Origin of the sequence: Mesorhizobium sp. ESP-6-4 (assembly GCF_020164735.1) — a bacterium.
Classification (GTDB): Bacteria; Pseudomonadota; Alphaproteobacteria; order Rhizobiales; family Rhizobiaceae; genus Mesorhizobium.
Genome location: NZ_JAIUGS010000019.1, coordinates 13,762 through 37,315, shown reverse-complemented (window position 1 = coordinate 37,315; position 23,554 = coordinate 13,762). Strand labels below are relative to the sequence as shown.

Genomic DNA, 23,554 nt, shown 5'->3' with positions numbered 1-23,554 from the left:
CGCCGCCCAGCCCTCACATATCGATCATCGACCGCTTCACCCGTCCGATGATCGTGATCGCCCCCTCCAGCTCCGGCGGCGGAATGTCGAGGTAGGATGCCGGCTGGAAGGGCGGGTTGTCGTTCGGGCGCCAGCGCTTGTAGGTGGCGCGTCCCGTCTCGTCTGAAATCACGTAGCAGCCATTGGTCACCAGCCGCTTGTCGCGCAGGTTGACGAAGATGATCGAATCCGGCGGCGAGATCTTGTTCATCGACGGCCCGTCGACACGCAGCGCGATCCACTCGCCTTCCTCGAGGTCGGCGGTGGGGATGGTCGGATAGTCGGAGAGGTTGACGACGCTGTCCTGGCTGCCGAGCTCGCCGGCGCTGATCCACGACACGATCGGCACATCGATGGTGACGGGCGAGGGGGCGAAATTGACCGGCGCCGCCTCTGCGCCATCCCCGTTGAACAAGAGCCAGCCGGGATCGACGCCGAACAGCCGGCCGTACTTCTCCGCCGCCTTGCGCGACAGCGGCCGGTTGCCGTTCTCGTGGCTGATCAGCGTGTTCTTGTTGATGTCGCGCAAGGCCCGCGCCGCATCGCTGGGCGAGGCATAGCCGGCCTGGGCCCGCGCCTGCTGCAATCTGTGCCGAGAATCCATCATCGTACAAAATGCCTGAAAATTATCGTCCAAAGTGTACGATTTCGCTTGCGCGTATTTCGTACATAACGTACGCTTAGCGCATGAATGAACATCCCGCAAGCATTTCCGCACAGCCGGTGATCCGGTGCCGCCGACGAGCATCTCAGGGCTTATCGATTCCTGGCGGAGCATCGACGCGTTCGCCGCCACGCAAAAGGAGGCGGCATGAACGCGTTGCCTTTCCAATTCGAACCGTCTTTCCCGTTCGAATCGCCTGTCGAATTCCAATCGTCCGGGCCGTCCTCCTCCCCGGTCCGGGCGCATTCCGGGGCGCTTGCCCCGGATCCGGCTGAACCGCCCGCACCCCGGTTCACCGGAACGGCCGGAGCCGTTCCTCCCCCGGCTCCGGCCCCCAATTCGGGCATAAGCTGCATCCGCACAGAGGACGGCACCGTCATCCTGTTCGACCGGAAGACGGGCCGCGCGGTGTCGGGCCTGACGCGGGCTGCGGCCGAGGCCGCTCTTCTCCGACTGACCGGCGCGGCGCCAGAGCAATTCCAGGAAAAGTGCGAAGCGGTTTTCCGTCCGGAATTGCGCCAAGACAACGCTGCCGGCGCCGCCTGACCTTCAACGCCTTCGCTGACCTGACCACCAAACGGCCTCGCGGCCGAACCCTGGCGCCTGGCCTGAAGCCTGGCGCTTCGCCCCAAGCGCTTCGCAATCAACGGAATGAGCAGATGGCAGCCGCCTACACCGAGAAGGAAATCGACGAGATCGCCGCTTTGCTGAAGGAGGGGCTGTCGGCCTCGCGCATCGCCGGCCGCTTCAGCGCGCTGCGCGGCAGCCCGGTCTCGCGCAACGCCATCATCGGCATCGTCCACCGCAACGCCGGTTTGAGCGCCATCGGCTTCGCCAATCCCAAAGGCGGCCGCGCCGGCGGCAGGCCGAGGAAGCACGCCCGGCCGGATCGTCCGGGCAGGCGGGGCAGGGCGGCGGCCGGAGGCGTGACGCTCTCCGAGCCGGCTGCGCTTGCGCGGCAAGTGGAAGACACCGACGCTGCCACAGCCAATCTCCCCCCTTGCGGGGGAGATGTCCGGTCCACCCTCCGCAGCTGCTGCGGAGGACGGGCAGAACGGAGGGGGTGCTGTCCCGCAGACCTGTCCGTCGATGGAACCGTCACGCAAGCGAATGTCGTCACTGCCCGCATTCCGCCCAAGCTCAAAAATCCCAAGCCGCGCAAACCCGCGCGCACCCTGCCGCCCGCCTGGCTCGCCCCCGGCACCCGCGAAAAATCCGAAGCGCATCTTTACAAGCTCCCGGCGCCGCCGCCTCCGGTGAACCCCGGCCGCCAGCCGCATGTCGCGGCCATGCGCTTTCTCGATTGCCTGTTCGGCCGCTGCCGCGCACCGCTCGATCTCGCGCTGCGCGAGGATGCCGAAGCCGACCCGCAAGGCGTGCGCCCGGGACCGGACATGCTCTGCTGCGGTCTGCCGACGTCGGCCACGCGCTCCTACTGCGCCCATCACCATGCAAGGTTTCACGGCCATCGCGGCAGGTGATGTGAGGGCGCCAGGCTCTCCCTTCTCCCCTTGTGGGAGCATCCGGCTCGGCGCTCTGCGCCGAGCCGGATGAGGGTGTCTCGCGCCAACATTTCTAGAATTCCAACCCAAGGACCGCACCATGCCCCGCAAAGCCGCCAAGAAACCCCAGCCGCCAAAGCTACCCAAGGGCGAGGCCGAGCAGGTGCGCATCCGCCGCGACGTCGGTCACGACTTCGCGCTGAAGCCCGACGGCTTCGGCCGCCAGCGCCTCACCACCGGCACGGCGGAAGCGCGCCGCATCTACGAGGTGTCGAACGGCGGCTACACCTCCACCGGCGGCGTCGTGCGCCTGCGCAATGTCGATCCGCTCACCGGCATCACCTCGCTTAGCCGCCAGCAGCGCGAGGCCGGCCAGCGCTTCCGCGACGATTTCGAGCGTAGCCAGCGCGAAGGCCTGCAGCCGCAATCCTGGAGCGAGCGCGTCGATAGCGGCCGGATCGGCGGCGGCGTCCCGGACCGGGTGCTCTCAGCCGGCCGGGCGTATGCCCACGCTGCCGCTGCGCTCGCCCATTGGGAAGTGGCGGAAGTGGCCCGAAAAATCTGCCTCGAAGGCCAGTCGGTGAAGGCCATCGCCGAGCGCAGCGGCGACGGCCGCGACGTGGTGGTGAAGCTGCTGAAGGTGGGGTTGGATCTGCTGGCGGTGCACTACGGGATGATGATGGGGAAGAAGGTTGGGTAGGGGGGCGGCATGGACGCGGCCACTTAGCAAAGCAAAGTGAATCACGATGTGAGGTGGCTGACGCGAACTTGCAGAGGCTCGGCGCTGCCCCTCATCCGCCCTTCGGGCACCTTCTCCCCGTAAACGGGGCGAAGGAGAAGCGCGGCATCGGCGACGGTCGCTTTCTCCCAGTTCACGGGGAGAAATTGCCGGGCAGGGCAATGAGGGGCAGCGCTGACCTTCAACGTTATTTGCGGAGTCCGGTGTGCGTTTTGGAGGTTGGCTCCTCGCCACCCTCAGGCTTCCCCTCCCACCCGAACACGCTCCGTCCGCCCAGCAAATGCGACTGGTCCATCTCGCCGGCGACAATCTCCTTCAGACTCGGCCCCGTCACATAGCGCTCCATCCTGCGCGACTCGCCGTCCAGCCGCCTCAGCGCCTCCAACTCTTCGGTTCTTCCGAGCTTGGCCTTGCCCACCGCCGATTTCAGCACGGTGATCGTCTCGTCATAGACTTTCAGCGGGACGGGGAAGGGGTGGCGGTCCTTGCCGCCGTGGGCGAGGGAGAAGCGGGCCGGGTCGGAGAAGCGATAGGGCGCGCCGTGCACCACTTCCGACACCATGGCCAGAGCCCGCACCGTGCGCGGGCCGACGCCGGGGACCAGCAGCAATTCAGGAAAATCCTTCGGGCCGCTTTCGATGGCCGAGGCGATGTTACCATGCAGGCGGCGCATGACGATGTCGCTTTCGCGCACGTCGTGATGCGCCGGCATGACGAGGTTGGGCAGCAGCGGCTGCGCGGCCGGTTCAGGCTCCGACCGCGGTTCCAGCGCGGCCAGCTCGGTCAGGATATTTTCCGGGCTCATCGTCTTGAGTAGCGCGATCTGGCCGCCGCGGGCTTTCTCGGCGCGACGGTCGGTCAGGTTGACGATCTCGCCCTGGCGCTCGCCTTCGATCGCCGCATGCGGTTGGTCGACGAAGCTTTTGAGCCCCTCCGACAGCCAGTGGTAGCGGCGTGCCTGGCGAGCATCGCCATTCATGCCTTGCTGCACCACCACCCAGCGCCCGTCATCGGTGACAATGAAGCCGTGCAGATAGAGGTCGTAGCCGTCCTGCACGGCGGCGCTGTCCACCTTGGCGACGAGCCGACTGGCGGTGGCCAGGGCATCGCCGTCCAGCCCGACGCGCTCGCCGATCGCCAGCAACTCGCCGGGCGTCTTGCGCGAATGCGCGCCGCGCCCGCCGCAGACATGGATGCCGAGCTCATTGCTGAGCGGATTGAGCCCCCGCTTCAGCGCGCCGATGACGGAGGTGGTGATGCCGGAGGAATGCCAGTCCATGCCCATCACGGCGCCGAAGGACTGGAACCAGAAGGGATGCGCCAGACGCCGCAAAAGCTCATCGCGGCCGTGGTGGTGGATGATCGCCTCGCACAGCACTGCGCCGAGCTTCGTCATCCGATCGCCCAGCCACTTCGGGACCCGCCCGCCATGCAGCGGCAGGTCGGCGCTGCCGCTTCGCTGCGTCAAGGATGTTCTCCGTGGATGCCGGAGAATTAGATGGCATTTTGCCGGGAATTTGCAAGGCGCCGACACGATCTCCCCCCACGAGGAGGGAGATCAGTCCGCCGGCCCGCTAATACCGGTAATAATACCCGTGGTGATGCCTGTGATGGTGCCGATGATGATGCCTGTGGTGGTACCGATGGGGATAGATGTAGTAGTGCCTGTAATACCGATGGTACCGGTAGTGCGGATAGCGGACCACGTAGCCGGGATAGTAGTCATCGTAGTAGCGCGGGCCGTAATAGCGGCCGCCGTAATCGTAGAACGGGCCGCCGCCGTAGAACGGGACACCGAAGAACGGGCTGAAGCCGCCGAACGGCCCGAAGAACTGTGCATCCGCAGGCGCGACCGTGGCTGCGGCGGAGGCGATGGCAATCGCCGAAGCAAGTAAGAGTTTTCTCATGGCAACCTCCTCCTGAAGGCCGATTACCAAATAAACGGTCGCTGCAAGCGTATGTTCCCGATCACTAATATTCGCAGCGCGTGGTCACCTTCGAGGATAGGTCGCAAAAACGGCTAACAAGCCAGCCCCTCGTTGCCAGCGAGATTCAATACCTGCAGACGCGGATCGCCTCGTAGACCCGGTGGTGATGACGCCAGTGTCTCACATATTCGACTTGGCAGCGCCTGTGATGCCGGAAATAGTAATTCCGCTGGTAATGCGGCCTGTAGCTGTAATATTGGTTGTAATACGGCCGATACAGGTAGCGGTCACCATAATAGTCACCGTAGTATGGACTGTAATCGTCGTAATCGTCGTCGTAATAACCGTCCCCGATGCCGATCCCGAATTCTAGGCGTCCGGCATTGGCCGGGCCGATCACGGCGAATGCCGACGCTATGGCTATCACGGAGGCGAGCAGGAGCGTTTTCATGACTACCTCCTCCCTGGAGTTGATCACCCCATAAACGCGCCGGAGGGAGGTTATGTTCCAAATCGCTAATATTCGCCCGCCCATCCCTGGGATGGGCGGGCGGCCATCTCCCTCGCGAGTAGGAGATCAGCCAATCATGGGCACCGCTCGGTCAACGCTCGCAGATGCGGATTTTTTCGATGACGCGGTGGTGATGGCGCCAGTGCTTCACGATCCTGACCCGGCATTTGTCGCCATAATACCGGCTATGATAGCGGACCACATAACGCTCACGATCCGGGACATAGTAGTCGTCATCATCGTAGACATGCCGGTAATAGCGGTGAGGGTAGTATCCGCCATAATAGTCGTCGTCATAGCCTGGACCGACGCCGATACCGAGTTGCACGCTGCCGGCGCTGGCCGGCGCAATCGCGAACGCCGAGGCGATGGCGATCATCGAAGCAAGCAGAAGCTTTTTCATCGCTGCCTCCTTGAGTTGCAGGACGCCCCTTCAGGGGATAAACGGTTTCGACGGGGCCGGTGTTCCGAGGAAATGCGCGGCCCTATCTCGGGGACGAGCCCATTCGCAATGCGGGAAAACGCTCGCTTCGCCCGCAAGGCTGCACGGACCAGGGGGAATAGCGCGTTGCGCGATGTCGCAGCATCACTCGCGCACCTTGGCGCCATCGGCTATGCCACACCTGACGTAAATCTCAACCGCAGGAGCTCCCATGACCAAGCAGACCATTCTCAAATTCGGCGCCGTCGAGCATGCCGAGGCCGGCGACCTGCCGGGCTGGATCGTCGTGGAGGGTAGGCCGACCATGCAGACGGCCGTGCAGCACACCACCGGGGACGGCAAGGTGATGTCCGGCACCTGGCGCGCTTCGCCCGGCACCTATCACGCCACCTACACCGACTATGAATTCGTCCACATGATCGCCGGCCGCATCATCATCACGCCCGACGGCGGCGAGCCGGTCGAGGTCGGTCCTGGCGATGCTTTCGTGGTCGAAGCCGATTTCAAAGGGACGTGGAAGATCCTCGAGCCGGTGACGAAGCATTTTGTCGTTGTGGTGGGGTGAGGGGGGCATGAGCTGCTGATCTCTCCCCACAACGACTACGCTACGCACACAACCTCTGTGACTGGCGTGACTGATCAGGCCGAGGCTTGATTGCCAGGTGGTTCCCCCAATCCGTCGCTGCTTCGCAGCGCCACCTTTCCCCCCTCCGGAGGGAAAGGAAGGGAGCGTTGCTGGACGGACGTTGACGGCAAAAGCTTGGCGCCTTTCCTCTACCCCCCGTCGATCGGGGGAAAGGTGGCTCGGCGAAGCCGAGACGGAGTGGGGGTCGACCAGCGCTACATTAGCCAATGCATGCGCCAAGCTGCCATGCACGCTATCGCCAAAGGCCAGCCGGTTGGAAATGTGTGCATGCCGTAGCCCACAAGGGGGAGATTGGCAGCATCACCTTCCCACTTTGGAAATCACCCTCTTCTCCACGTCCGGCTCCAGCGATTTCGCGAAGGGTGTCGCCATATGGTGCCGGTCGCGGAAGGCGAGCTTGCCGTCGATGAAGACGTGGCAAATGGTGGCGCTGCAGAAGCGGTCGGTGAGGTCGACGTAAGCAGCGTTGGGGATGCTGTCGACAATATCGCGCTCCACCGCCGCCATCTTGTCGTTGGCGGCATAGGCCCGCGTCTGGTCGCAGCGCGAGGGTGTTTCGTTCCGCCAAAGCGCCCGCGCCACGCAGGTGTCGACATTCGCGTTATTGAATGGCACGTCGCGGATGGCCGGCTTGGCTCAGACTGGTGAGCGTGGAGCGCAGGCCGGCCCGCCAGTCGGCGTCCTGACCGTCCGTGTCGCCGTCGCGCCCCGCCATCTTGCGCCCGCTGCTCAGCGCCAGTTCCGATATGACCACCAGCGCCGGTCTCGCCTCGATGATCTCCTTGATCGCCTGCTCGCGCCAGCGGTCGCATTCTGCGTAGGCGCGCTTCAGCTCTGACGACCAGACGCTGATGCGCGAGGCGCGGCAGGAGTTTTTCAGCCAAGTCATCACCCGGTAGCGGTTTTTCCGGCCCGCCTCGATCAGCGGCGTCGACCAGTGGTCGGCGTGGGAGTCGCCGAACAGGGCTATGGTGCGCCCGCCGTCGCCGAACACACAGGGGATCGGCGTGACCGTCTCGTAGTCCAGCACGCAGCCTGCTTTGGCGCGGGCCGTGGAGGGTTCGGCGGCGCTCGCGGCGATGATGCGCTGCCGCGGGTCGAGATCATGCGCGGCGAGCCTGGCGTTGCCATAGGCGGCTGCGACGCCGGTGCCGGTCAGGAGGAGGGCCGGCACCAGCGCCCGCGCCGCATTGGCCATCAGCCAGCCGCTGCGACGGATCGGGTTCTCGATGAGGTGGTAGCTGAGGATGGACAGCGCGAGTGTCAGCGCAAGGCAACAGAGCCGCTCGGCGGGCGTCAGCTCCGGCGCCAGCATGCCGGCATAGACGATGATCGGCCAATGCCAGAGATAAAGCGAATAGGAGAGCCTGCCGATCCATTGCAAAGGCGGCAGCGCCAGGGCGGCGTTCACGCAGTTCCGTTCGGAATTGCGCAAACGAGGAGTGCCGTCCCTGACGCCGGCCGCTCCCGCCTTGAGCAGAAGGACTGTGCCGGCCACCGGCAGAAGCGCCAGAAAGCCGGGGAAGGGAGCGTCCTCGCTGAAGGTGAGATAAGCGGCCCCGATCATCGCCAGTCCGGCCAGGCTCAACGCCCGCCCCAGCCGCGGACGCTCCTGCAACAGCCGCGCCGGCACCATCGATGCGAGGCCGCCGGCGGCAAATTCCCATGCGCGCAGCGGCGAAAAGTAGAACGCCCAGGGTGGCGATACGCTCGTCAGCCAGGCGCAGAGGACAAAGGAGACGAAGCCGGCCGCGGCGATTGCAATGACGATCGAGCGTTTGCCCGGCTTCAGCCAGGCGGCCAGCATCAGCAGCGCCGGCCAGGCGAGGTAGAATTGTTCCTCGACCGACAGCGACCAGTAATGGATGAACGGGTTGCTCGCGGCGTCATTGGCGAAATAGTCGAACGACCAGCGGATCAGCCACAGATTGATCATGTAGGCCGAGGCGAACATGGCGCCCTTGGAATAGAGCGCCTGTTCTTCCGGCGACAGGATGACCGCGCCGGCGGCAAGTGTGGTGACGATGACGAAAAGTGCCGCCGGCAGCAGGCGCCGCGCGCGCCGGGCGTAGAAACGCAGAAGGTCGAGCCGGCCGGTGCCGGAAATCTCGGCGACCAGATGGCGGGTGATCAGATAGCCCGAGATGACGAAGAAGATGTCGACCCCGGCAAAGCCGCCGGGCAGCGCGGTCAGGCCGAAATGGTAGGCGATGACGCCCGCCACGGCCACCGCGCGCAACCCTTCTATGTCGGGCCGGAAATCCTGCGCTGATGCTGACACGAATACGAACCTCGCAAGCTCGTTCGTATCCCGCCTTGGGGAAGACTTGCGCCTGCGGGCTCATATCGCAATGCAACAAATCTAACGCGGTGCAACATAAAGGGAGGGCGTGACAGGCTTTCGGCGGTGACGGCCGCAGTGCCATCCTCGGACTTCACGTTCTGAGATCCGATCCGATCACGCGCCGATGCCGTCGGTAGGCCTGGTTGGGCGATATTTGAGGCCGATGCCGGACAGGCGCCGGGAATTGGCAGCCGTGGTGCCGTTGTCGGTCAAGCGTTGAATCGAGGCGGTGACGCTCCGGCTTGGTCCCGCGACATCCGGCTTGAAAATTGAGGCTGGCCAGGAGCGGGCGGTACACCTCGAAGATGCCCGCCCGTCCGGCGCCGCCGCCAAGCTGCTGAAACCCCGTCCGTCCCCAACAGCAACGGTCATGGCGTGACCAGTGCTTGCCGAGTGCCATTGGCGCGGTGCCCTGTCAACGCCGCCGGACAGCGCCCCGGAAGCGTCTTTTTAGCCGCCTTTTCGTCCTCGAAGCACGCTTTGCAGCCGTGCCGGGGACACGGCGAAAGCCACGAAATGGCAGAATTCCGGGCTTTTCAGACATCCACCAAGCAGCCCCGCGCATATCCTATCCGCTTGAATAGGCTGATTTTTCGCCGGCCGGCATATCGCTTCGACCCCGACTTTTTTTGGGTGCAATTCGGCAGTACAGCATTGATGCCCGGCGACGACGGGATTCCGCTTGAAAGCGGCATCGAATCTATCTGTGAGCCGTTTCATGACCGCTCATGAAAGACGTGATAGAGTGTCGCCGAATGGGGGAAGTTGCGATGGCCAAACGGTTGTTCGAGGTTCTTGCCAGACGGCGGTCATGGCTGGACCGGGTCGCTTTGGGGCTGCTCGTGTTCCTGGCGACCCTGGTCGCCGCGCTGATGGGCGGCGCCAGCACTTAAAGCCAGGAAAAGTGCGTGGCGGTTTGCTCGGCGACTTCGCCGCCCTTCTTGCACACTGGCGCCAGTGCAAAACGGAGCGCGCTATTTCCTTTGGCCTATAGCCTTGAATTCGAATGTCGTGGGCCTGAGCCTGACCGGTTTCGGCCGCTCGGTGAGATCGACGACGCGGACCCATCTGTCGGCGCCGGCGCGCAAAGTGACTTTCTGGCCAAGCGCCTTCTCAGCCGCCTCGAAAGGCGTCTTTGCTGCGGCCGAATGGACCGCGACGACGGCTTCGCCGTCCATTTCCTCGACACGATAGATTGTCATGCGGGGCGCCCGTCGCTCCGCTCTCGCCCTTATACATTTTATTAGAAGTTACGAATGAAAGGCAAGACTCCCGGGTGTAGCGAAAGCGAAGCCGGCCGGGTTTAGTCCTCTATAGTAGAGGGCGCGCCGTAGCCGCGCAGGCCGGTTCCGTTGCAGGCTTGGCAGGAAGCCCGTTGTCCAGGGCAATTGTGGCGCAACGCGCCAGAGGGACAGCATGCGCCGTTCGACGCCACCTGTTTCTCGCACTCGAACACCTTGCCGGCGCCCAGGCACCGGGGGCAGGCGAACTTCCTGAATTCGCTCAAGCGAGCCTCCGGCTGTTTCACGCGCGCCCGGCAACGCGCTGACTATGCCGCGGGTTCCATGACAGACACGGTTAGTCCTGCGCACGATAGTACATGTTAGTAATGGCTAATATGATAAAGGCATCGCCTGCAACGCGCGGTTGGTTCCGCGGTGCCGCGGCGTATCAGGGCATGGGTTCCTCGCCCTCGCGAAACGGCGGAGAGGAAAGGCGGCACACCTCTTTCACCAGCCCGCGCAACCAGCGATGCGCCGGATCGGCGTCGAGCCTCGGGTGCCACAAGAGCGAGACCGTCAGCGCGGCGAGCTTCACCGGCAGCGTGAAGGTGAACAGGCCCTCGCGCAGCGTTCCGGTATAGCGTTCCGGCACCGTGGCGATGAGGTCGGAGCCACGCGCTAGCGCCAGCGCCTCGGCGAAGCCGCCGACCACGGTCGCGACGGTCCGCGTCAGCCCGGCGAGTTGCAAGGCGTCATCCACCGGGCCGCGGTCGAGGCCGCGGCGCGAGATCAATATGTGCCGGCCGGCGGCGAAGCGCGCGGCGGTGATCCGGCCTTCGCACAAAGGATGGCCGGCCCGCGCGACGCCGACAAAGCGGTCGCGGAACAGCGCCTGCGCGCGCACCTCCGGCCCGGTCGAACCGCCCACCACGCCGGTCTCCAGATCGACCGCGCCCTCGCGCATCGGGCCGCTGTCCTTGTCGGGCTTGGGCACGAAACGCAGTTGCACGCCCGGCGCTTCCTCAGCCACGCGGGCGAGCAGCGCCGGGCCGAAATTCTCGACGAAACCATCGCTGTTTCGCAGCGTGAAGCTGCGGCCAAGCCGCGCGAGGTCGAGCCGCTCGGCAGGCCGCAGCACCGCTTCCGCCTCCTTCACCAGCCGCCCGACCTGCCCGCCGAGCTCGACAGCGCGCGGCGTCGGCACCAGGCCGCGCCCGGCACGCACCAGAAGCGGGTCGCCGGTCGCCTCGCGCAGCCTCGCCAGGGCCCGGCTCATTGCCGAAGGGCTGAGCTTCATGCGCCGTGCGGCTTTGGCGACGCTGCCTTCGGCAAGCAGCACGTCAAGCGTGACGAGCAGGTTGAGATCGGGTCGCGACATGGCGCGACCATAGCACGGATTCGTCAACGCGGCATGGCGTCTGATGCACTATTCAAGTGCATACGCTGCGTGTTCCGCCATGTCATGCGCGCTCCTATCTTCCCCGCAAGTTCAACCGACGGAGAAGAAATCATGGCCGACATTGCCCAAACCCGCGCTGCGCCCCTGCGCCATTCGACGGCGGGCGCGTTGGCCAGCCTGTCGCTTGCCATGCTCGTCTCCTCGCTCGGCACCAGCATCGCCAATGTCGCGCTGCCGACGCTGAGCGCGGCCTTCGCCGCGTCGTTTGCGGCGGTGCAATGGGTGGTGCTTGCCTATCTGCTCGCCATCACGGCGCTGATCGTCAGCGTCGGGCGTCTCGGCGATGTCGTCGGCCGCCGGCTGCTGCTGATCGCCGGCCTGACGCTTTTCAGCGCCGCTTCGTTTGCCGCCGCGCTCGCGCCGTCGCTGGCGATGCTGATCGCAGCCCGCGCCGTGCAAGGCCTGGGCGCCGCGGTGATGATGGCGCTGACGTTAGCCCTCGTCGGCGAGACGGTGCCGAAGCAACGCATCGGCAGCGCCATGGGCCTGCTCGGCACCATGTCGGCGATCGGCACTGCGCTTGGCCCCTCGCTCGGCGGCGTGCTGATCGCAGCTCTCGGCTGGCGCTCGATCTTCCTCATCAATGCCGCGCTCGGCGCCGTCGCGCTGCTGGCCGCCTGGCGCTTTTTACCGGGCGACAAAGGGTCGGGCATCGACCGCGCAGAGGCGAAGGGAGCCGCGCGTTTCGATATGCTGGGGACGCTGCTGCTTGCCGCCACGCTTGCCGCCTACGCGCTGGCCATGACTATGGGGCGCGGTCATTTCGGTGGTCTGAACATGGCGCTGCTCGGCGGGGCAATTGTTGGCGCGGCGCTGTTCGTCGTCGCCGAGGCCAAGGTGGCGTCGCCGCTGGTCAAGCTCGCGCTGTTGCGCGACCCGGTGCTGGCGCCGAGCCTCGCCATGAACGCGCTGGTCTCCACGGTGATGATGGCCACGCTGGTCGTCGGCCCGTTTTTCCTGTCGCGTGCGCTGAGCCTCGGCGACGCTGCGACCGGAGCCGTGATGTCGATCGGGCCCGTGGTCTCGGCGTTCTGCGGCATCATTGCCGGGCGTGTCGTCGACCGCCTCGGCGCGGCCGCGATGATCATGGCCGGGCTGGTGCTGATGCTCGCCGGCTGCGTCGCGCTCGCCGTGCTGCCGGGCGTCTTCGGTGTCGTCGGCTACGTGGCGGCGATCATCCTGCTGACGCCCGGCTACCAGCTCTTCCAGGCGGCCAACAACACCGCCGTCATGGCCGACGTCGACAGCTCCGAGCGCGGCGTGGTGTCGGGCATGCTGAGCCTGTCGCGCAATCTCGGCCTTGTCACCGGCACGGCGGTGATGGGCGCGGTGTTCGCCTTCGCCGTGGGCACCAAGGATGTCGCGACGGCAGCGCCGGCAGCGGTCGCCGGCGGCATGGTGTTCACCTTCGCGGCGGCCACGGGGGTGGTGGCGTTGGCGGCCGCGATAGCGGTGGCTGGGCGGAGAGGCCGGATCGCATGATTTGGGGAGAGCGGCAGCTCGGCGCCGCGCCCTTCCTTCCGCGATCGCGCAATTTCGTCACCGCACGGGGAGCATATTCTGACACGCGGCGGTGCCCATTCCGCCTTCGGCCGGTGCCTCAGCTACCCCCAACGAACCCCCGCCCACTGCGGCGCCGGCCCATCTTCCCACCCGATCTCGACCGCGCGCCGGAGCGGATGGCGCATGTCGTCCTCCCCGGAACCAAAGCGACAGGCAGCGGTTTACCCAGCCGAAGGGATGATTCAGGAATCAGGAATAAAGCAATGAAAACAGTGCTTCTTGCTGCCCTGGCGCTCTGCGTCGCCGCACCCGCCGTCGCTTCGGCGGCCGAGGCCGATGTCGTCATCAGGACGCATCACAGGCATCATTACCATCACCGCCCCGCCATCGTCATCAATGACGAGGGCCATCGCTTGCATCACCGCCATCACGGCACGGTCGCCTTCTATGACAATGGCAAGCGTAGCTGGCGTTATCGCCATCACCGTCGTCAGGACGTGGTCGTCACGAGTTCGATCCACCGGCACCATCATCGTCGGGTCGTCGTCGAGGGCGGCTCCGACTATTGACGCCCCGCGCCCCGGCTCGTGCGATCAGACACGGGCCGGGAGCGCTTTTTTCCGATTTGTCTCTTCAGGACCGATTCCGCTGCGCAGCGCTTTCAGCTCGCTGGCCTGAACCATGGCGCCCAACCGCAGCCGCCGACGATTGGCGCAGGCGCCCTTCGACGCCCATTGGACTTCGCCACGGCACAACCCATATTTGAGCTCATGGAGCTTCGAGCGTGACCTTCGCGCGGGTGGCCCTTTTCGCCGTTGCCCTCCTGGCGGCGGCTGCCGTTTCTTCCTTCTCCTCGACCGGGAGCGGGAAGGTCGCGTTGAGCGTTGCCATTGACGGCGCTATCGGGCCGGCCAGCACCAGGCAGCTCGAGGAGGCGCTCGATACTGCTGCTCAACGCAACGCCGAAGTGCTCGTCCTTCAGCTCGACACGCCGGGCGGCCTGGTCACCTCGATGCGCGAGATGATCGCCGACATTCTGGCCTCGCCCGTGCCCGTCATCGGCTACGTCGCGCCGGCCGGCGGCCATGCGGCGAGCGCCGGCACCTACATTCTTTACGCAACCCATGTCGCGGCCATGGCGCCGGGCACCAATCTGGGCGCGGCGACGCCGGTCGAGATGGGCGGGCTGCCGTCGCTGCCGGGCGGCGACAAGGACAAGAACCAGAAGGGTGTCGCCGAGCCGCCCGGCGACGAGATGATGGCCAAGGTGACCAATGACGCGGTCGCGCTCATCCGCTCGCTTGCCGAGATGCGCGGCCGCAACGGCGACTGGGGCGAGAAGGCGGTGCGCGAGGCAGCGAGCTTGTCGGCCAACGCCGCCCTGCAGGAGCATGTCATCGACTTCGTCGCCCGCGACACTACCGAGTTGCTGCAGCTTGCCGACGGGCGCACCGTCGATGTCGCCAGCGCCAAGAAAGTGCTGGCGACGAAAGGGCTGCCGGTCGAGACGCTTGAGCCTGGCTGGTTCATACGGCTGCTCTCCGTCATCACCGACCCGAACACCGCCGTCATCCTGATGCTGGTCGGCGTCTATGGCCTCGTCTTCGAGTTCACCAGCCCGGGCGCCGTGGCGCCCGGCGTCATTGGCACCATCTGCCTGGTGCTCGGGCTCTATGCGCTCAACCTCTTGCCGATCAACTATACCGGCCTGGCGCTGATGGTGCTCGGCATCGCCGTCCTGATCATCGAGGCCTTCAACCCCACCGTGGTTCTGGGGTTGGGCGGCGTCGCCGCTTTCCTGCTCGGCTCGGCCATGCTGCTCAGGATCGAAGGGCCGGGCTTTGCCATGTCGTGGGCGGTCATCGGCCCCGCCGCCGTGCTGACGCTCGGGCTGGCGCTGCTCACCGGAACCTATGTCTGGGCGGCGCGCAGGAAACCGCCGCGCGTCGGCGGCGAGGCGATGCGCGGCCTGCCCGTCGAGATCGTCGACTGGCAGGGCGGTGAGGGCCATGTGCTGGCTTTGGGCGAGCGTTGGCGGGCGAGGGCCGACGAACCGGTCGCACCCGGCGACAGCGTTGAGGTGATCGACGTCAGCGACCTCGTGCTGACCGTGCGGCGTCGTGATGCGAGCAACAACGGAGTGAAATGATGGTCGGTTACGTGGCCTATCTCATCATTGCGCTGCTGGTGGTCATCTTCCTGGCGGCCGCCATCCGCATCCTGAGGGAATATGAACGCGGCGTGGTCTTCACGCTCGGCCGCTTCACCGGGGTCAAGGGCCCTGGCCTCATCATCCTCATCCCTTTCGTCCAGCAGATGGTGCGGGTCGATCTGCGCGTGGTCGTCCAGGATGTGCCGCCGCAGGATGTCATCTCGCGCGACAACGTCTCGGTCAAGGTCAACGCCGTGCTCTATTTCCGCATCGTCGACGCCGAGCGGGCAATCATCCAGGTCGAGGATTTCATGGCCGCGACCAACCAGCTGGCGCAGACCACGCTGCGCTCGGTGCTCGGCAAGCACGAGCTCGACGAGATGCTGGCCGAACGCGACAAGCTCAACAGCGACATCCAGGAGATCCTCGACCAGCGCACCGACGCCTGGGGCATCAAGGTCTCCAATATCGAGATCAAGCATGTCGACCTGAACGAGAGCATGATCCGCGCCATCGCCAAGCAGGCCGAGGCCGAGCGGCTGCGCCGCGCCAAGGTGATCAACGCTGACGGCGAGCAGCAGGCGGCGGCGAAGCTGGTCGAGGCCGGCCGCATGCTTGCGGCCGAGCCGCAAGCCATGCAGCTGCGCTATTTCGAGGCTCTGCACGACATCGCCGGCGAGCGCTCGTCCACGGTAGTGTTCCCGCTGCCGGTGGAACTGCTCGGGCAGTTCATGAAAGGGCAGGGCAAATGAGCCATTGACGCTGCCGGTCTTCCCTCGTCGGCAGAGTCAATCAGCCTCGCCGTCCGAATCCTTGCCGCATTCTGCCAGCACCTTGCCGATCGCGGCTCCGGAGCCTTTCAGCGGAAAGCTCGCCGTGCCGTATTTGTCGGCCGAGATCGTCACCTCGCCCTTTCCCCGCAGCAGCGCCAGCAACGGGTCGGAAGGGCCGGACAGGTCTGCCGTGAAGTAATTGTACATCGCCTCGAGCTCGAGCTTTTTGGTCACGCTCTTGCCGCCGGCCTTGAAGGTGAAGGATCCGCCGATGCCGGGCTCCAGCTGCCCGCCCGCGGCGCCGAGATCATAGCTCAGCACCGGCTTATCGAAGCAGGCCAGCATCAGATGCGCATCGCCCTTCGGCCCGCCGCGCACCGAAGCCGTCATCACCCTGCCGCCTTCGTCCTCCTCCATCCGGGCGGACCAGGCGCAAGGCGCGGCATGGGCGGAAGGGGTGGCTAGAAGGGCAAGTGTGACGATTGCCAGTGCGCTTTTCATAGTCGATCCCCCTTCGTGGCGGGCATCATATAGAGATTGGCGAAAGCCGGCGAGCGGCCAATCTCTCCTGAATGGATCTCGCTTAAGTGCTCTTGGCCGGCTCGAACAATTCCAGCAGATTGCCGGAAGGATCGTCCAGCAAGATCTGCGAGCCGCCCGGTCCCGTCACGATTTCATTGCGGAAGTTGAGGCCCGCGCGCAACCGGGCGACCTCCTTCGTCGCAAGACGCGCGCGATAGCGCTCGGGTTCGTCCGCGGCGTTGCCGGCGACGGCGATTGCACCAGGTATTGACGACAATCCGACTGCCGACGATTGCAAGGAGTAAACCGATGACCGATGACGCAACCGCGATCCGCCAGGTGGTCGAGACCTGGATGGCGGCGAGCCGGAAAGGCGATCTGGAGACCGTGCTTGGTCTGATGACGGACGATGTCGTCTTCATGGTTCCCGGCAAGGAGCCCTTCGGCAAGGAAGCCTTCGCCGCGGCCTCCAGGAACATGGGCGAGACCAGGATCGACGGTGACAGCGAGATCGTCGAGCTCAAACTGCTCGGCGACTGGGCCTATATCCGCAACCGCATCGATATGACGGCGACACCGCCCGGCGGCGAGCCGGTGCGGCGGTCCGGCTATACGCTGACGCTGCTGCGCAAGGAGAATGACGGCCGCTGGCGGCTGGCGCGGGATGCGAATTTGCTGGCGGCAAAAGGGTAGGGCGCGGTCGCCGGAACTGCCTATCCCCTTCTGAGGCGAGGAACCTTGTCCTGCGAACGCGGCGTTCGCGATCGCCGGCGCGAATGCCCGCTATCTCGCCCTTACTTTCGCCACGGCGGCTCAGGCGCGAAGCGCTTGCCGATCCAGTCGGCGAAGGCGCGGGTCTTGGCGGCTTGGCCCTTGGCCGAGGGCATGACGACATAGACCGCGCCCTCGTCGGCCAGCGTCCAGTCCTCCAGGATCGGCACCAGCCGGCCGTCGGCGAGCTCGCGCCCGACCAGCCAGTCGGTGCTCATCATCAGGCCGACACCCTGCACTGCGGCCTCGACCAGCACCTCGGCGTCGTCGCTGACCAACGGCCCCGAAACCTCGACGCGCACGCGCCGGCCCTCGCGGTCGGTCATCTCCCAGGCCGGAAAGGTCTGGAAGCCGGAGAAGCCCAGGCAGCTGTGCTCCAGCAGCGCCTGCGGCGTTTCCGGCCTGCCCCTTCTGGCGAGGTAGGAGGGCGCGGCGCAGAGCAGCCGGCGCCGCGTCGCCACCTTGCGCGCCACCAGGCGCGAGTCCTCCAGGCTGCCCAGCCGTACGGCGACGTCGAAATTCTCGGCGACGAGATCGGCGAAGCGGTTGGAGAACTCTGCCTCGATGTGGACCTCGGGGAACTCCGCCAGGAATTGCGGCAAGAGCGGCCCGATCCACATGCGCCCGAAGGTCCCCGGCAGCGCCAGCTTGAGCAGGCCGCGCGGCCCGCCGGCGGCATGCGCCGATGCGGCCGCCTCGGCCTCGTCGACCGAGGCAAGGATGGCGCGCACGCGCAACAGGAATTCCGCGCCCGCCTCGGTAAGCGACACGCTGCGCGTGGTGCGGTGGAGCAGCCGCACCCCCAGCCGCTCTTCCAGCGATTGGAGACGGCGCGACAGGATGGTCGCGTCGCGCCCGACTCTCGCTGCCGCCCTGGTGAAGGAGCACGCCTCGGCGACGGCCGCGAAGGCCGCCATTTCGGCAAGGGCGGAAGGCTCAACTGATTGCTGCATGATTTGCAATACTCAAATGCAAAGACCGACGATTATCGAGTATTAGCGCAGCAGCTAGGTTCGCTCAATCGTCCATCGACCACGCACGGAGTGAACCATGAAAGCCATCGAACTCAGCCAACCCAGGCTCGACGCCTTCCGCGCCACCAGCATCGCCACGCCCGAACCGCAACGCGGCGAGGTGCTGATCCGCCAGCGTGCGGCGAGCCTGAACTTCGTCGATGTCGCCGTTGCGAGCGGCAATTATCCCGGCCCGGTGTTTCCGCTCGTTCCCGTGGCCGACGGCGCCGGCGAGATCGTCGCGCTGGGCGAGGGCGTGACGACATTCAAAACTGGCGACCGCGTTGTTGCCCACGCCAAGCCGCGCTGGATCGGCGGCCGGCCGCGTCCCCACGAGATGACGCAGATGCGCGGCATCTCATTGCCCGGGTCGCTGGCCGAATATGTCGCGCTGCCAGCCAACTCGGTCGTGCCGGTCCCGGCGCATCTCTCCTTCGGGGCGGCCTCGACCTTGCCTATCGCCGGCACCACCGCGTGGAACGCCATCCGCGCCGCCGATGTCGGGCCGGGCTCCGTCGTCGTGCTGCTCGGCACGGGCGGCGTCTCGATCTTCACCCTGCAGCTTGCCAAGGCGGCCGGGGCCACCGTCATCATCACGTCGTCCTCGGACGAGAAGCTCGACCGGGCCAAGGCGCTCGGCGCCGATCACCTAATCAATTACCGCGCGACACCGGATTGGGACGGCAAGGTGCTGGAACTGACCGATGGCCTCGGCGCCGACCTCGTCGTCGAGACCGGCGGCACCGCCACCTTCGCGCGCGCCGTCAACGCCACCGCGCCCGGCGGCACGCTGTTCACCATCGGCTTCGTCACCGGCGCCGAGGCCACGGTCAATCTGCTGCCGATCATCATCAAGGCGCTGAAGGTGGTGGGCAACAACACCGGATCGGTCTCGGACCTGCGCGACGCTGCCCGTGCCATCGGCGCCGCCCGGATCGAGCCGGTCGTCGACAAGGTGTTTTCACAAAACGAGGCGACCGAAGCCTACACCTACATGGCCGCCGGCGGCCTGCATTTCGGCAAGCTGGTATTCGGCTTGGATTGGTAGGAAGAGCCGGCGCTGGAGTGGGCGAAAGCGATGAATCTCTCGGTCTCCCTGAAGCCGACTTCCCTGACAGGAAGATGTGGGAGCTTCAATCCGCCTCGCCGCCCGAGCCCTTGCCGTATTCGGCCGGGCTCCGTCGACCGAGCGTTCTCACGCTACTCCCGATCCTTCTCACCTTTCGCCGTCAGAACTTGAGGTCGAGGTTGGCCTTGACGCCGTTGTCGGCGTTATGGGAGCCGAACCAACCGGTGTAGGACAGGCCGAGCGTGGCATTGGCCGAGATCGGCAGGTCGAAACCGGCATCGATCACCACCCTGTCCCTGGCGACAGGTACGCCGGCGATTGTAAAGGCATCGCCGCCGGCGAAGGCGAAAGTCGAAGTCGGCGTGACATCGCCGAAGGCATGGCGCCAGCTGAGCGTGCCGCGCGCGGTCGCCTCGATGCTGCCAAGCGTCAGGTCGGTCAGGCGCGCAGCCCGAGCGTGGTGAAGGTCGCGTTGAGGGTTGAACTTGCGCTGGTCAGGGCTGCACCGCCACCTTTCTCGGTGAAGCCGTCGGTGTGAACGCTGACGTAGGCGAGATTGGCGAAGGGCTCGAACTTGAAGCGCCCAGCATCGGCCTTGTAAGCGAGTTCGCCGAACACCTGTGCCGTGCCGGCATCGTAGTCGGCCGACAGTTGATCGGCGAAGCCATTGAAGGCAACCGCGCGCTTTGTCGAGATGCTGTTCCAGCTGTAGGCGGCGCCGGTGCGGAAGGCGATGGCGCCCCAGTTAGTGCCCCCGTAGAGCCCGAGATGGTAATTGTCGCCGGCGCCGCTGGAACGGCGAGCGTCAGCGTCGAAAGTCGAATGGCTGTAGCCGCCTATGGCACCGACGCGCCAGTCCCCTACCAGGCTATCGGCGCCGACCAGGAGGCCGCCGGTCGAACGATCGAAGGCGGCGGCATTGCCGTCGCTGCCGGTATGTCCCCACGAGCCGAAGGCTTGGCCCCAGACGGCGAAGCGATCGGTGTCGGCCGCGACCATTTCCGGGCCGCCCTCACCATAGGCCATGACCGGCAATGCGGCTGCGTCGGCATCGCCGAACGCAGCGCTGATCCGCTTGGTGGCGGCGTCGCGGATGAAGCGGCTGTCCTCGAGGAGCATGCCCTTGGCCGAGGCATGGATCTCTCCCGAGAGCTGGTCGAAGGCGTCCTGGGCGGTTGCCTCTGTCGGCAGCACGGCGATTGCGTCGTAGAGCGGATTGCCAGCCCCCAGGCTTTCGGCGCCACCGCCGGTGGCGATCTGGTTCGGCGTCAGGCCAACCTGAGCGAAGGTCTTTTGGACCACATCGAGATAGACGTGATTGGCGTCATAGCTGTCGACGAGGCCGAGGAAAGCCGTGCCGATATCGCCGGTGAGCGAGTAGTTTCCGGCGACGCCACCATCGGCTTGCAACACCGTGTAATGCGTGCCCGCTACGTAAGGCGCGGCATCCGTCTTGACCACGTCGACGACCGATCCGGCGGCGATCGTCGCCATGCCGGTCGCGTGGAGAAGATCGGACTGGCCGGTCGAAGTCAGTTCGACCTGGTAGATCGAACCGGCCGCCTGGTCGATGTTGCCCGCGACGTTGAACGTGCCGATCGAATTGCCCGGCGCGATGATGCCTCCCGAGTGCGCCGCGATGCCGCCCACCGTGCCGTTGCCGCCAAGTATGCCGCCCGAGATCGTCACCAGCGAATCTGCCAGCGAACCGTTCACGGCCAGCCGCCCGCCGCTCACATTGGTCGCGCCGGTGAAGGCGCTAGAATCGGCGGTGAGATTCGTGTTGCCGGCGATCTGGTTGATCGTGCCGGCACCGCCGATCGCCGACGCGAAGGTGTAGTTCGTGTCGGTGTGGTTGAAGTTGATCGTACCGGTGCCTGCGCCGAACTGGACAGCCGCAGCATTGAGTATGCCGGTCGCCGATGCCGCCGCTCCGGCTACGCCACCGAAATTGAGCGTGCCGATTGAGCCTGCCTGGCTGGCAATGGTCACGATGCCGCCGACCGAAACCGCACCGCCGTTCGAAATCGTCAGCGTGCCCGTGCCGAATTCGCCGACATCAAGGTTGCCGGTGTTGGTCCAGGTCGAGCCAGCGCCGTCGACCGTCGCCGTGCCAACGCCGTTGCCGAACGCCACAAAGCCACCGCCACTGCTTACCGCCCCGCCGTTCGAAATCGTTAGCGCTCCGGTGCCGGAGCCGCCGATTAAAAGCTCCAAGCCGGCGGTCCAGGTCGAGCCGGCGCCGCTTACCGTTACCGCGCCAGCAGAACCTAAGGAAAAGCCAATATAGCCTGAGTCGCCACTCACCCCACCGCCGTTCAAGACGTTCAGCGTGCCAGCGCCAGCAGACCCGACAGCGAGACTCAAGCTGTTTGTCCAGGTCGAGCCCGTGCCATCCACGGTCACCGCACCGATCGAGCCCGCTTGCGCGCCAATAGTTCCAGAGTCATTACTGACTGTGCCACCGTTCGAAATCGTCAGCGTGCCCGTGCCGAATTCGCCGACATCAAGGTCGCCGGTGTTGGTCCAGGTCGAGCCAGCGCCGTCGACCGTCGCCGTGCCAACGCCGTTGCCGAACGCCACAAAGCCACCGCCACTGCTTACCGCCCCGCCGTTCGAAATCGTTAGCGCACCGGTGCCGGAGCCGCCGACCAGAAGCTCCAAGCCGGCGGTCCAGGTCGAGCCCAGGCCGCTTACCGTCACAGCGCCAGCAGAACCTAAGGAAAAGCCAACATAGCCCGAGTCGCTAGTCACCCCAGCGCCGTTCGAGACATTCAGCGTGCCAGCGCCGGCATAGCCGACAGTGAGGCTCAAGTTGTTGGTCCAGGTCGAGCCGGCACCGTCGACGAACACCATGCCGGTCGAGCCGGCATTCGCGCCAATAACCCCAGAGCCGTTGCTGACGGCGCCGTGCGAGATCCCCAGCGTGCCCGTGCCCAAATCGCCGACGGTCAGCGATCCGCTGTTTGTCCAAGTAGAGCCCGCGTTGTCGACAAACACCATACCGGTCGAGCCTGCCTCCGCGCCAATAGTCCCAGAGACATTGTTGACCGTGCCGCCATGCGAGATCGCCAAGGTGCCTGTGCCTTGGTTGCCGACGAACAGGTCGAAATTGTTTGTCCAGCTCGAGCCTGAGCCATCGACGAACACCGTGCCGGTCGAGCCCGCCGAGTTGCCGACGTAGGCCGTGTCGTTGCTGACGGCGCCGCCTTGGCTGATCGCCAGGGCGCCTTTACCGAAATCGCCCACAATCAGCTTGGAGCTGTTTGTCCAGGTCGAACCGGCGCCATCGACCGTCGCCGTGCCGGTGGAGCCTTCATGCCAACCAATCGTACCGATCGCGGTGGTGGCTGAACCGGCGTTGGTGATTGTCAGATGGCCAATGCCGTTGTCGCCCACGGTCAGCGAGCCGCTGTTGGTCCAGGTGGAGCCGGCGCCGTCGATCGAGACCGTGCCGTTCGAAGCAATGCCCTTGCCGATGGACCCATCGGTGTCGCTGACCGTTCCGCCATTGGAAATGTTGAGCGTGCCGGTGCCGAAACGCGCAACCGCCAAGGTTGAGCTGTTGGTCCAGGTCGAACCCGCGCCGTCGACGGACAGGACCGCAACGGCGTCGTCGCTGTCGCCCAGGATGCCTCCTACATTGCTGATCAAGCCACCATTGAGAATGGAGACCGTCCCGGTGCCTTCGGCCCCGACATAGAAATCGTCGGCATGCAGCCATGCCGATCCAGCGCCGTCCACCATGACCGTACCGGTAGAGCCTGCGAATCGGGCAACGGCCCCTTGTGAATCACTAAGAGTTCCGCCGTTGGTGATTGTCAGCAAACCGACGTCACCGGCATTCCTCCCCACGAAAACCACGAGCCCATTGGCGCTAAGCCCGCTTATCACGGTGGAGTTCGGCGTGAGCGTGCCGAGCGTAACCCAAGTAGCTGCGTCGGGCACCCCATTCGGAGTCCAGTTGCCGGGATCGGACCAATCGCTCGACGTTGCGCCGCTCCAGACCGCGTCCGCCGCCGCTGCCGGCAGCATCGCTCCCGCGGTGGCGATCATCAGCGCGAGCGAACTGACGCTGGCCATATGCTGAGGATTGCGTAAAGGATTGAGGTAACTCGTCAGCGCGGTCGAAGTTGGCGTGGCCTTGCGGCCGGCAAATGTATTCCGCAGCATTCAATCCCCTGAGATGACTGTTGTTTCGCCCTGAGGTCGATATGTCATTGGAGCCAGGATACTGTCTTGGGCGGGACAGCA

Annotated in this window: 22 protein-coding genes and 2 pseudogenes; 11 read left to right on the top strand and 13 right to left on the bottom strand. The window is 65.5% G+C overall.

What is annotated here, in order from left to right:
- Positions 1-13: 13 nt before the first annotated feature.
- Entirely contained in the window at positions 14-646 is a 633-nt protein-coding gene (locus tag LB523_RS24485; RefSeq protein WP_095768299.1) for a helix-turn-helix transcriptional regulator, read from the bottom strand.
- Positions 647-850: 204 nt separating this feature from the next.
- Between LB523_RS24485 and LB523_RS24480 the strand changes: the two genes are divergently transcribed.
- From LB523_RS24480 to LB523_RS24470, 3 genes are all read left to right on the top strand, one after another.
- Positions 851-1,249: a hypothetical protein gene (locus LB523_RS24480; RefSeq protein ID WP_141245380.1), complete on the top strand. Its 399-nt coding sequence runs from the start codon at positions 851-853 to the stop codon at positions 1,247-1,249.
- A 113-nt stretch (positions 1,250-1,362) separates the two neighbouring features.
- Positions 1,363-2,184, top strand: coding sequence for a GcrA cell cycle regulator (locus tag LB523_RS24475; protein WP_224607789.1), 822 nt, complete (start codon positions 1,363-1,365; stop codon positions 2,182-2,184).
- Positions 2,185-2,305: 121 nt separating this feature from the next.
- Positions 2,306-2,905, top strand: coding sequence for a DUF6456 domain-containing protein (locus LB523_RS24470; RefSeq protein WP_224607786.1), 600 nt, complete (start codon positions 2,306-2,308; stop codon positions 2,903-2,905).
- Positions 2,906-3,131: 226 nt separating this feature from the next.
- On the opposite strand, the gene LB523_RS24465 is transcribed toward LB523_RS24470, so the two are convergent.
- The 4 genes from LB523_RS24465 to LB523_RS24450 form a co-directional block, all read right to left on the bottom strand.
- Positions 3,132-4,412, bottom strand: coding sequence for a DUF763 domain-containing protein (locus LB523_RS24465; protein ID WP_224607783.1), 1,281 nt, complete (start codon positions 4,410-4,412; stop codon positions 3,132-3,134).
- A 106-nt stretch (positions 4,413-4,518) separates the two neighbouring features.
- Positions 4,519-4,851, bottom strand: a complete 333-nt coding sequence (locus LB523_RS24460; RefSeq protein ID WP_224529568.1) for a hypothetical protein — start codon at positions 4,849-4,851, stop codon at positions 4,519-4,521.
- A 145-nt stretch (positions 4,852-4,996) separates the two neighbouring features.
- On the bottom strand, positions 4,997-5,323 hold the full coding sequence (locus LB523_RS24455) for a hypothetical protein (RefSeq protein WP_224607779.1): 327 nt from the start codon (positions 5,321-5,323) through the stop codon (positions 4,997-4,999).
- A 151-nt stretch (positions 5,324-5,474) separates the two neighbouring features.
- On the bottom strand, positions 5,475-5,786 hold the full coding sequence (locus tag LB523_RS24450) for a hypothetical protein (protein ID WP_224607776.1): 312 nt from the start codon (positions 5,784-5,786) through the stop codon (positions 5,475-5,477).
- 250 nt (positions 5,787-6,036) lie between these two features.
- Between LB523_RS24450 and LB523_RS24445 the strand changes: the two genes are divergently transcribed.
- Complete coding sequence (locus LB523_RS24445) at positions 6,037-6,390, top strand: cupin domain-containing protein (protein ID WP_095768304.1); 354 nt, start codon at positions 6,037-6,039, stop codon at positions 6,388-6,390.
- A 381-nt stretch (positions 6,391-6,771) separates the two neighbouring features.
- Here LB523_RS24445 and LB523_RS24440 read toward each other — a convergent pair.
- A pseudogene (locus LB523_RS24440) lies at positions 6,772-8,752 on the bottom strand (acyltransferase family protein).
- A gap of 833 nt (positions 8,753-9,585) precedes the next feature.
- Here LB523_RS24440 and LB523_RS29305 point away from each other — a divergent pair.
- Positions 9,586-9,708: a hypothetical protein gene (locus LB523_RS29305; protein ID WP_263483512.1), complete on the top strand. Its 123-nt coding sequence runs from the start codon at positions 9,586-9,588 to the stop codon at positions 9,706-9,708.
- An 81-nt stretch (positions 9,709-9,789) separates the two neighbouring features.
- Here the strand turns inward: LB523_RS29305 and LB523_RS24435 are convergent, their stop codons facing one another.
- Together LB523_RS24435 and LB523_RS24430 are read right to left on the bottom strand one after the other, a co-directional pair.
- Entirely contained in the window at positions 9,790-10,017 is a 228-nt protein-coding gene (locus LB523_RS24435; protein ID WP_095768306.1) for a hypothetical protein, read from the bottom strand.
- 469 nt (positions 10,018-10,486) lie between these two features.
- The gene (locus tag LB523_RS24430) at positions 10,487-11,416 is read right to left on the bottom strand and encodes a LysR family transcriptional regulator (RefSeq protein WP_224607773.1); all 930 of its coding nucleotides are present in this window, start codon (positions 11,414-11,416) and stop codon (positions 10,487-10,489) included.
- Positions 11,417-11,548: 132 nt separating this feature from the next.
- On the opposite strand from LB523_RS24430, the gene LB523_RS24425 reads away from it, so the two are divergent.
- The 4 genes from LB523_RS24425 (at position 11,549) to LB523_RS24410 (ending at position 15,904) form a co-directional block, all read left to right on the top strand.
- A complete protein-coding gene (locus LB523_RS24425; protein ID WP_224607770.1) occupies positions 11,549-12,979 on the top strand; it encodes an MFS transporter in 1,431 nt (476 codons plus the stop codon).
- A 284-nt stretch (positions 12,980-13,263) separates the two neighbouring features.
- Positions 13,264-13,569 carry a hypothetical protein gene (locus LB523_RS24420; RefSeq protein ID WP_224607765.1) on the top strand — a complete coding sequence of 102 codons (306 nt, stop codon included), beginning with the start codon at positions 13,264-13,266 and terminating at the stop codon, positions 13,567-13,569.
- 215 nt (positions 13,570-13,784) lie between these two features.
- Positions 13,785-15,149 carry an NfeD family protein gene (locus LB523_RS24415; protein WP_224607762.1) on the top strand — a complete coding sequence of 455 codons (1,365 nt, stop codon included), beginning with the start codon at positions 13,785-13,787 and terminating at the stop codon, positions 15,147-15,149.
- Positions 15,146-15,904 carry a slipin family protein gene (locus tag LB523_RS24410; RefSeq protein ID WP_224607759.1) on the top strand — a complete coding sequence of 253 codons (759 nt, stop codon included), beginning with the start codon at positions 15,146-15,148 and terminating at the stop codon, positions 15,902-15,904. Before LB523_RS24415 ends, LB523_RS24410 begins: the two co-directional genes overlap by 4 nt.
- A 36-nt stretch (positions 15,905-15,940) precedes the next feature.
- Here the strand turns inward: LB523_RS24410 and LB523_RS24405 are convergent, their stop codons facing one another.
- The gene (locus LB523_RS24405; RefSeq protein ID WP_224607756.1) at positions 15,941-16,426 is read right to left on the bottom strand and encodes a hypothetical protein; all 486 of its coding nucleotides are present in this window, start codon (positions 16,424-16,426) and stop codon (positions 15,941-15,943) included.
- A gap of 82 nt (positions 16,427-16,508) precedes the next feature.
- A pseudogene (locus LB523_RS24400) lies at positions 16,509-16,640 on the bottom strand (VOC family protein); the annotation flags it as partial.
- 116 nt (positions 16,641-16,756) lie between these two features.
- On the opposite strand from LB523_RS24400, the gene LB523_RS24395 reads away from it, so the two are divergent.
- Positions 16,757-17,140, top strand: coding sequence for an SgcJ/EcaC family oxidoreductase (locus tag LB523_RS24395; RefSeq protein ID WP_224607753.1), 384 nt, complete (start codon positions 16,757-16,759; stop codon positions 17,138-17,140).
- 101 nt (positions 17,141-17,241) lie between these two features.
- On the opposite strand, the gene LB523_RS24390 is transcribed toward LB523_RS24395, so the two are convergent.
- Positions 17,242-18,171, bottom strand: a complete 930-nt coding sequence (locus tag LB523_RS24390) for a LysR family transcriptional regulator (RefSeq protein WP_224529533.1) — start codon at positions 18,169-18,171, stop codon at positions 17,242-17,244.
- Between the two features lie 97 nt (positions 18,172-18,268).
- Between LB523_RS24390 and LB523_RS24385 the strand changes: the two genes are divergently transcribed.
- Complete coding sequence (locus LB523_RS24385; RefSeq protein WP_224607750.1) at positions 18,269-19,279, top strand: zinc-dependent alcohol dehydrogenase family protein; 1,011 nt, start codon at positions 18,269-18,271, stop codon at positions 19,277-19,279.
- 181 nt (positions 19,280-19,460) lie between these two features.
- On the opposite strand, the gene LB523_RS29300 is transcribed toward LB523_RS24385, so the two are convergent.
- Complete coding sequence (locus LB523_RS29300) at positions 19,461-19,718, bottom strand: autotransporter domain-containing protein (RefSeq protein WP_318011997.1); 258 nt, start codon at positions 19,716-19,718, stop codon at positions 19,461-19,463.
- Positions 19,719-19,738: 20 nt separating this feature from the next.
- On the bottom strand, positions 19,739-23,473 hold the full coding sequence (locus LB523_RS24380) for an autotransporter outer membrane beta-barrel domain-containing protein (RefSeq protein ID WP_263493168.1): 3,735 nt from the start codon (positions 23,471-23,473) through the stop codon (positions 19,739-19,741).
- Positions 23,474-23,554: the final 81 nt, after the last annotated feature.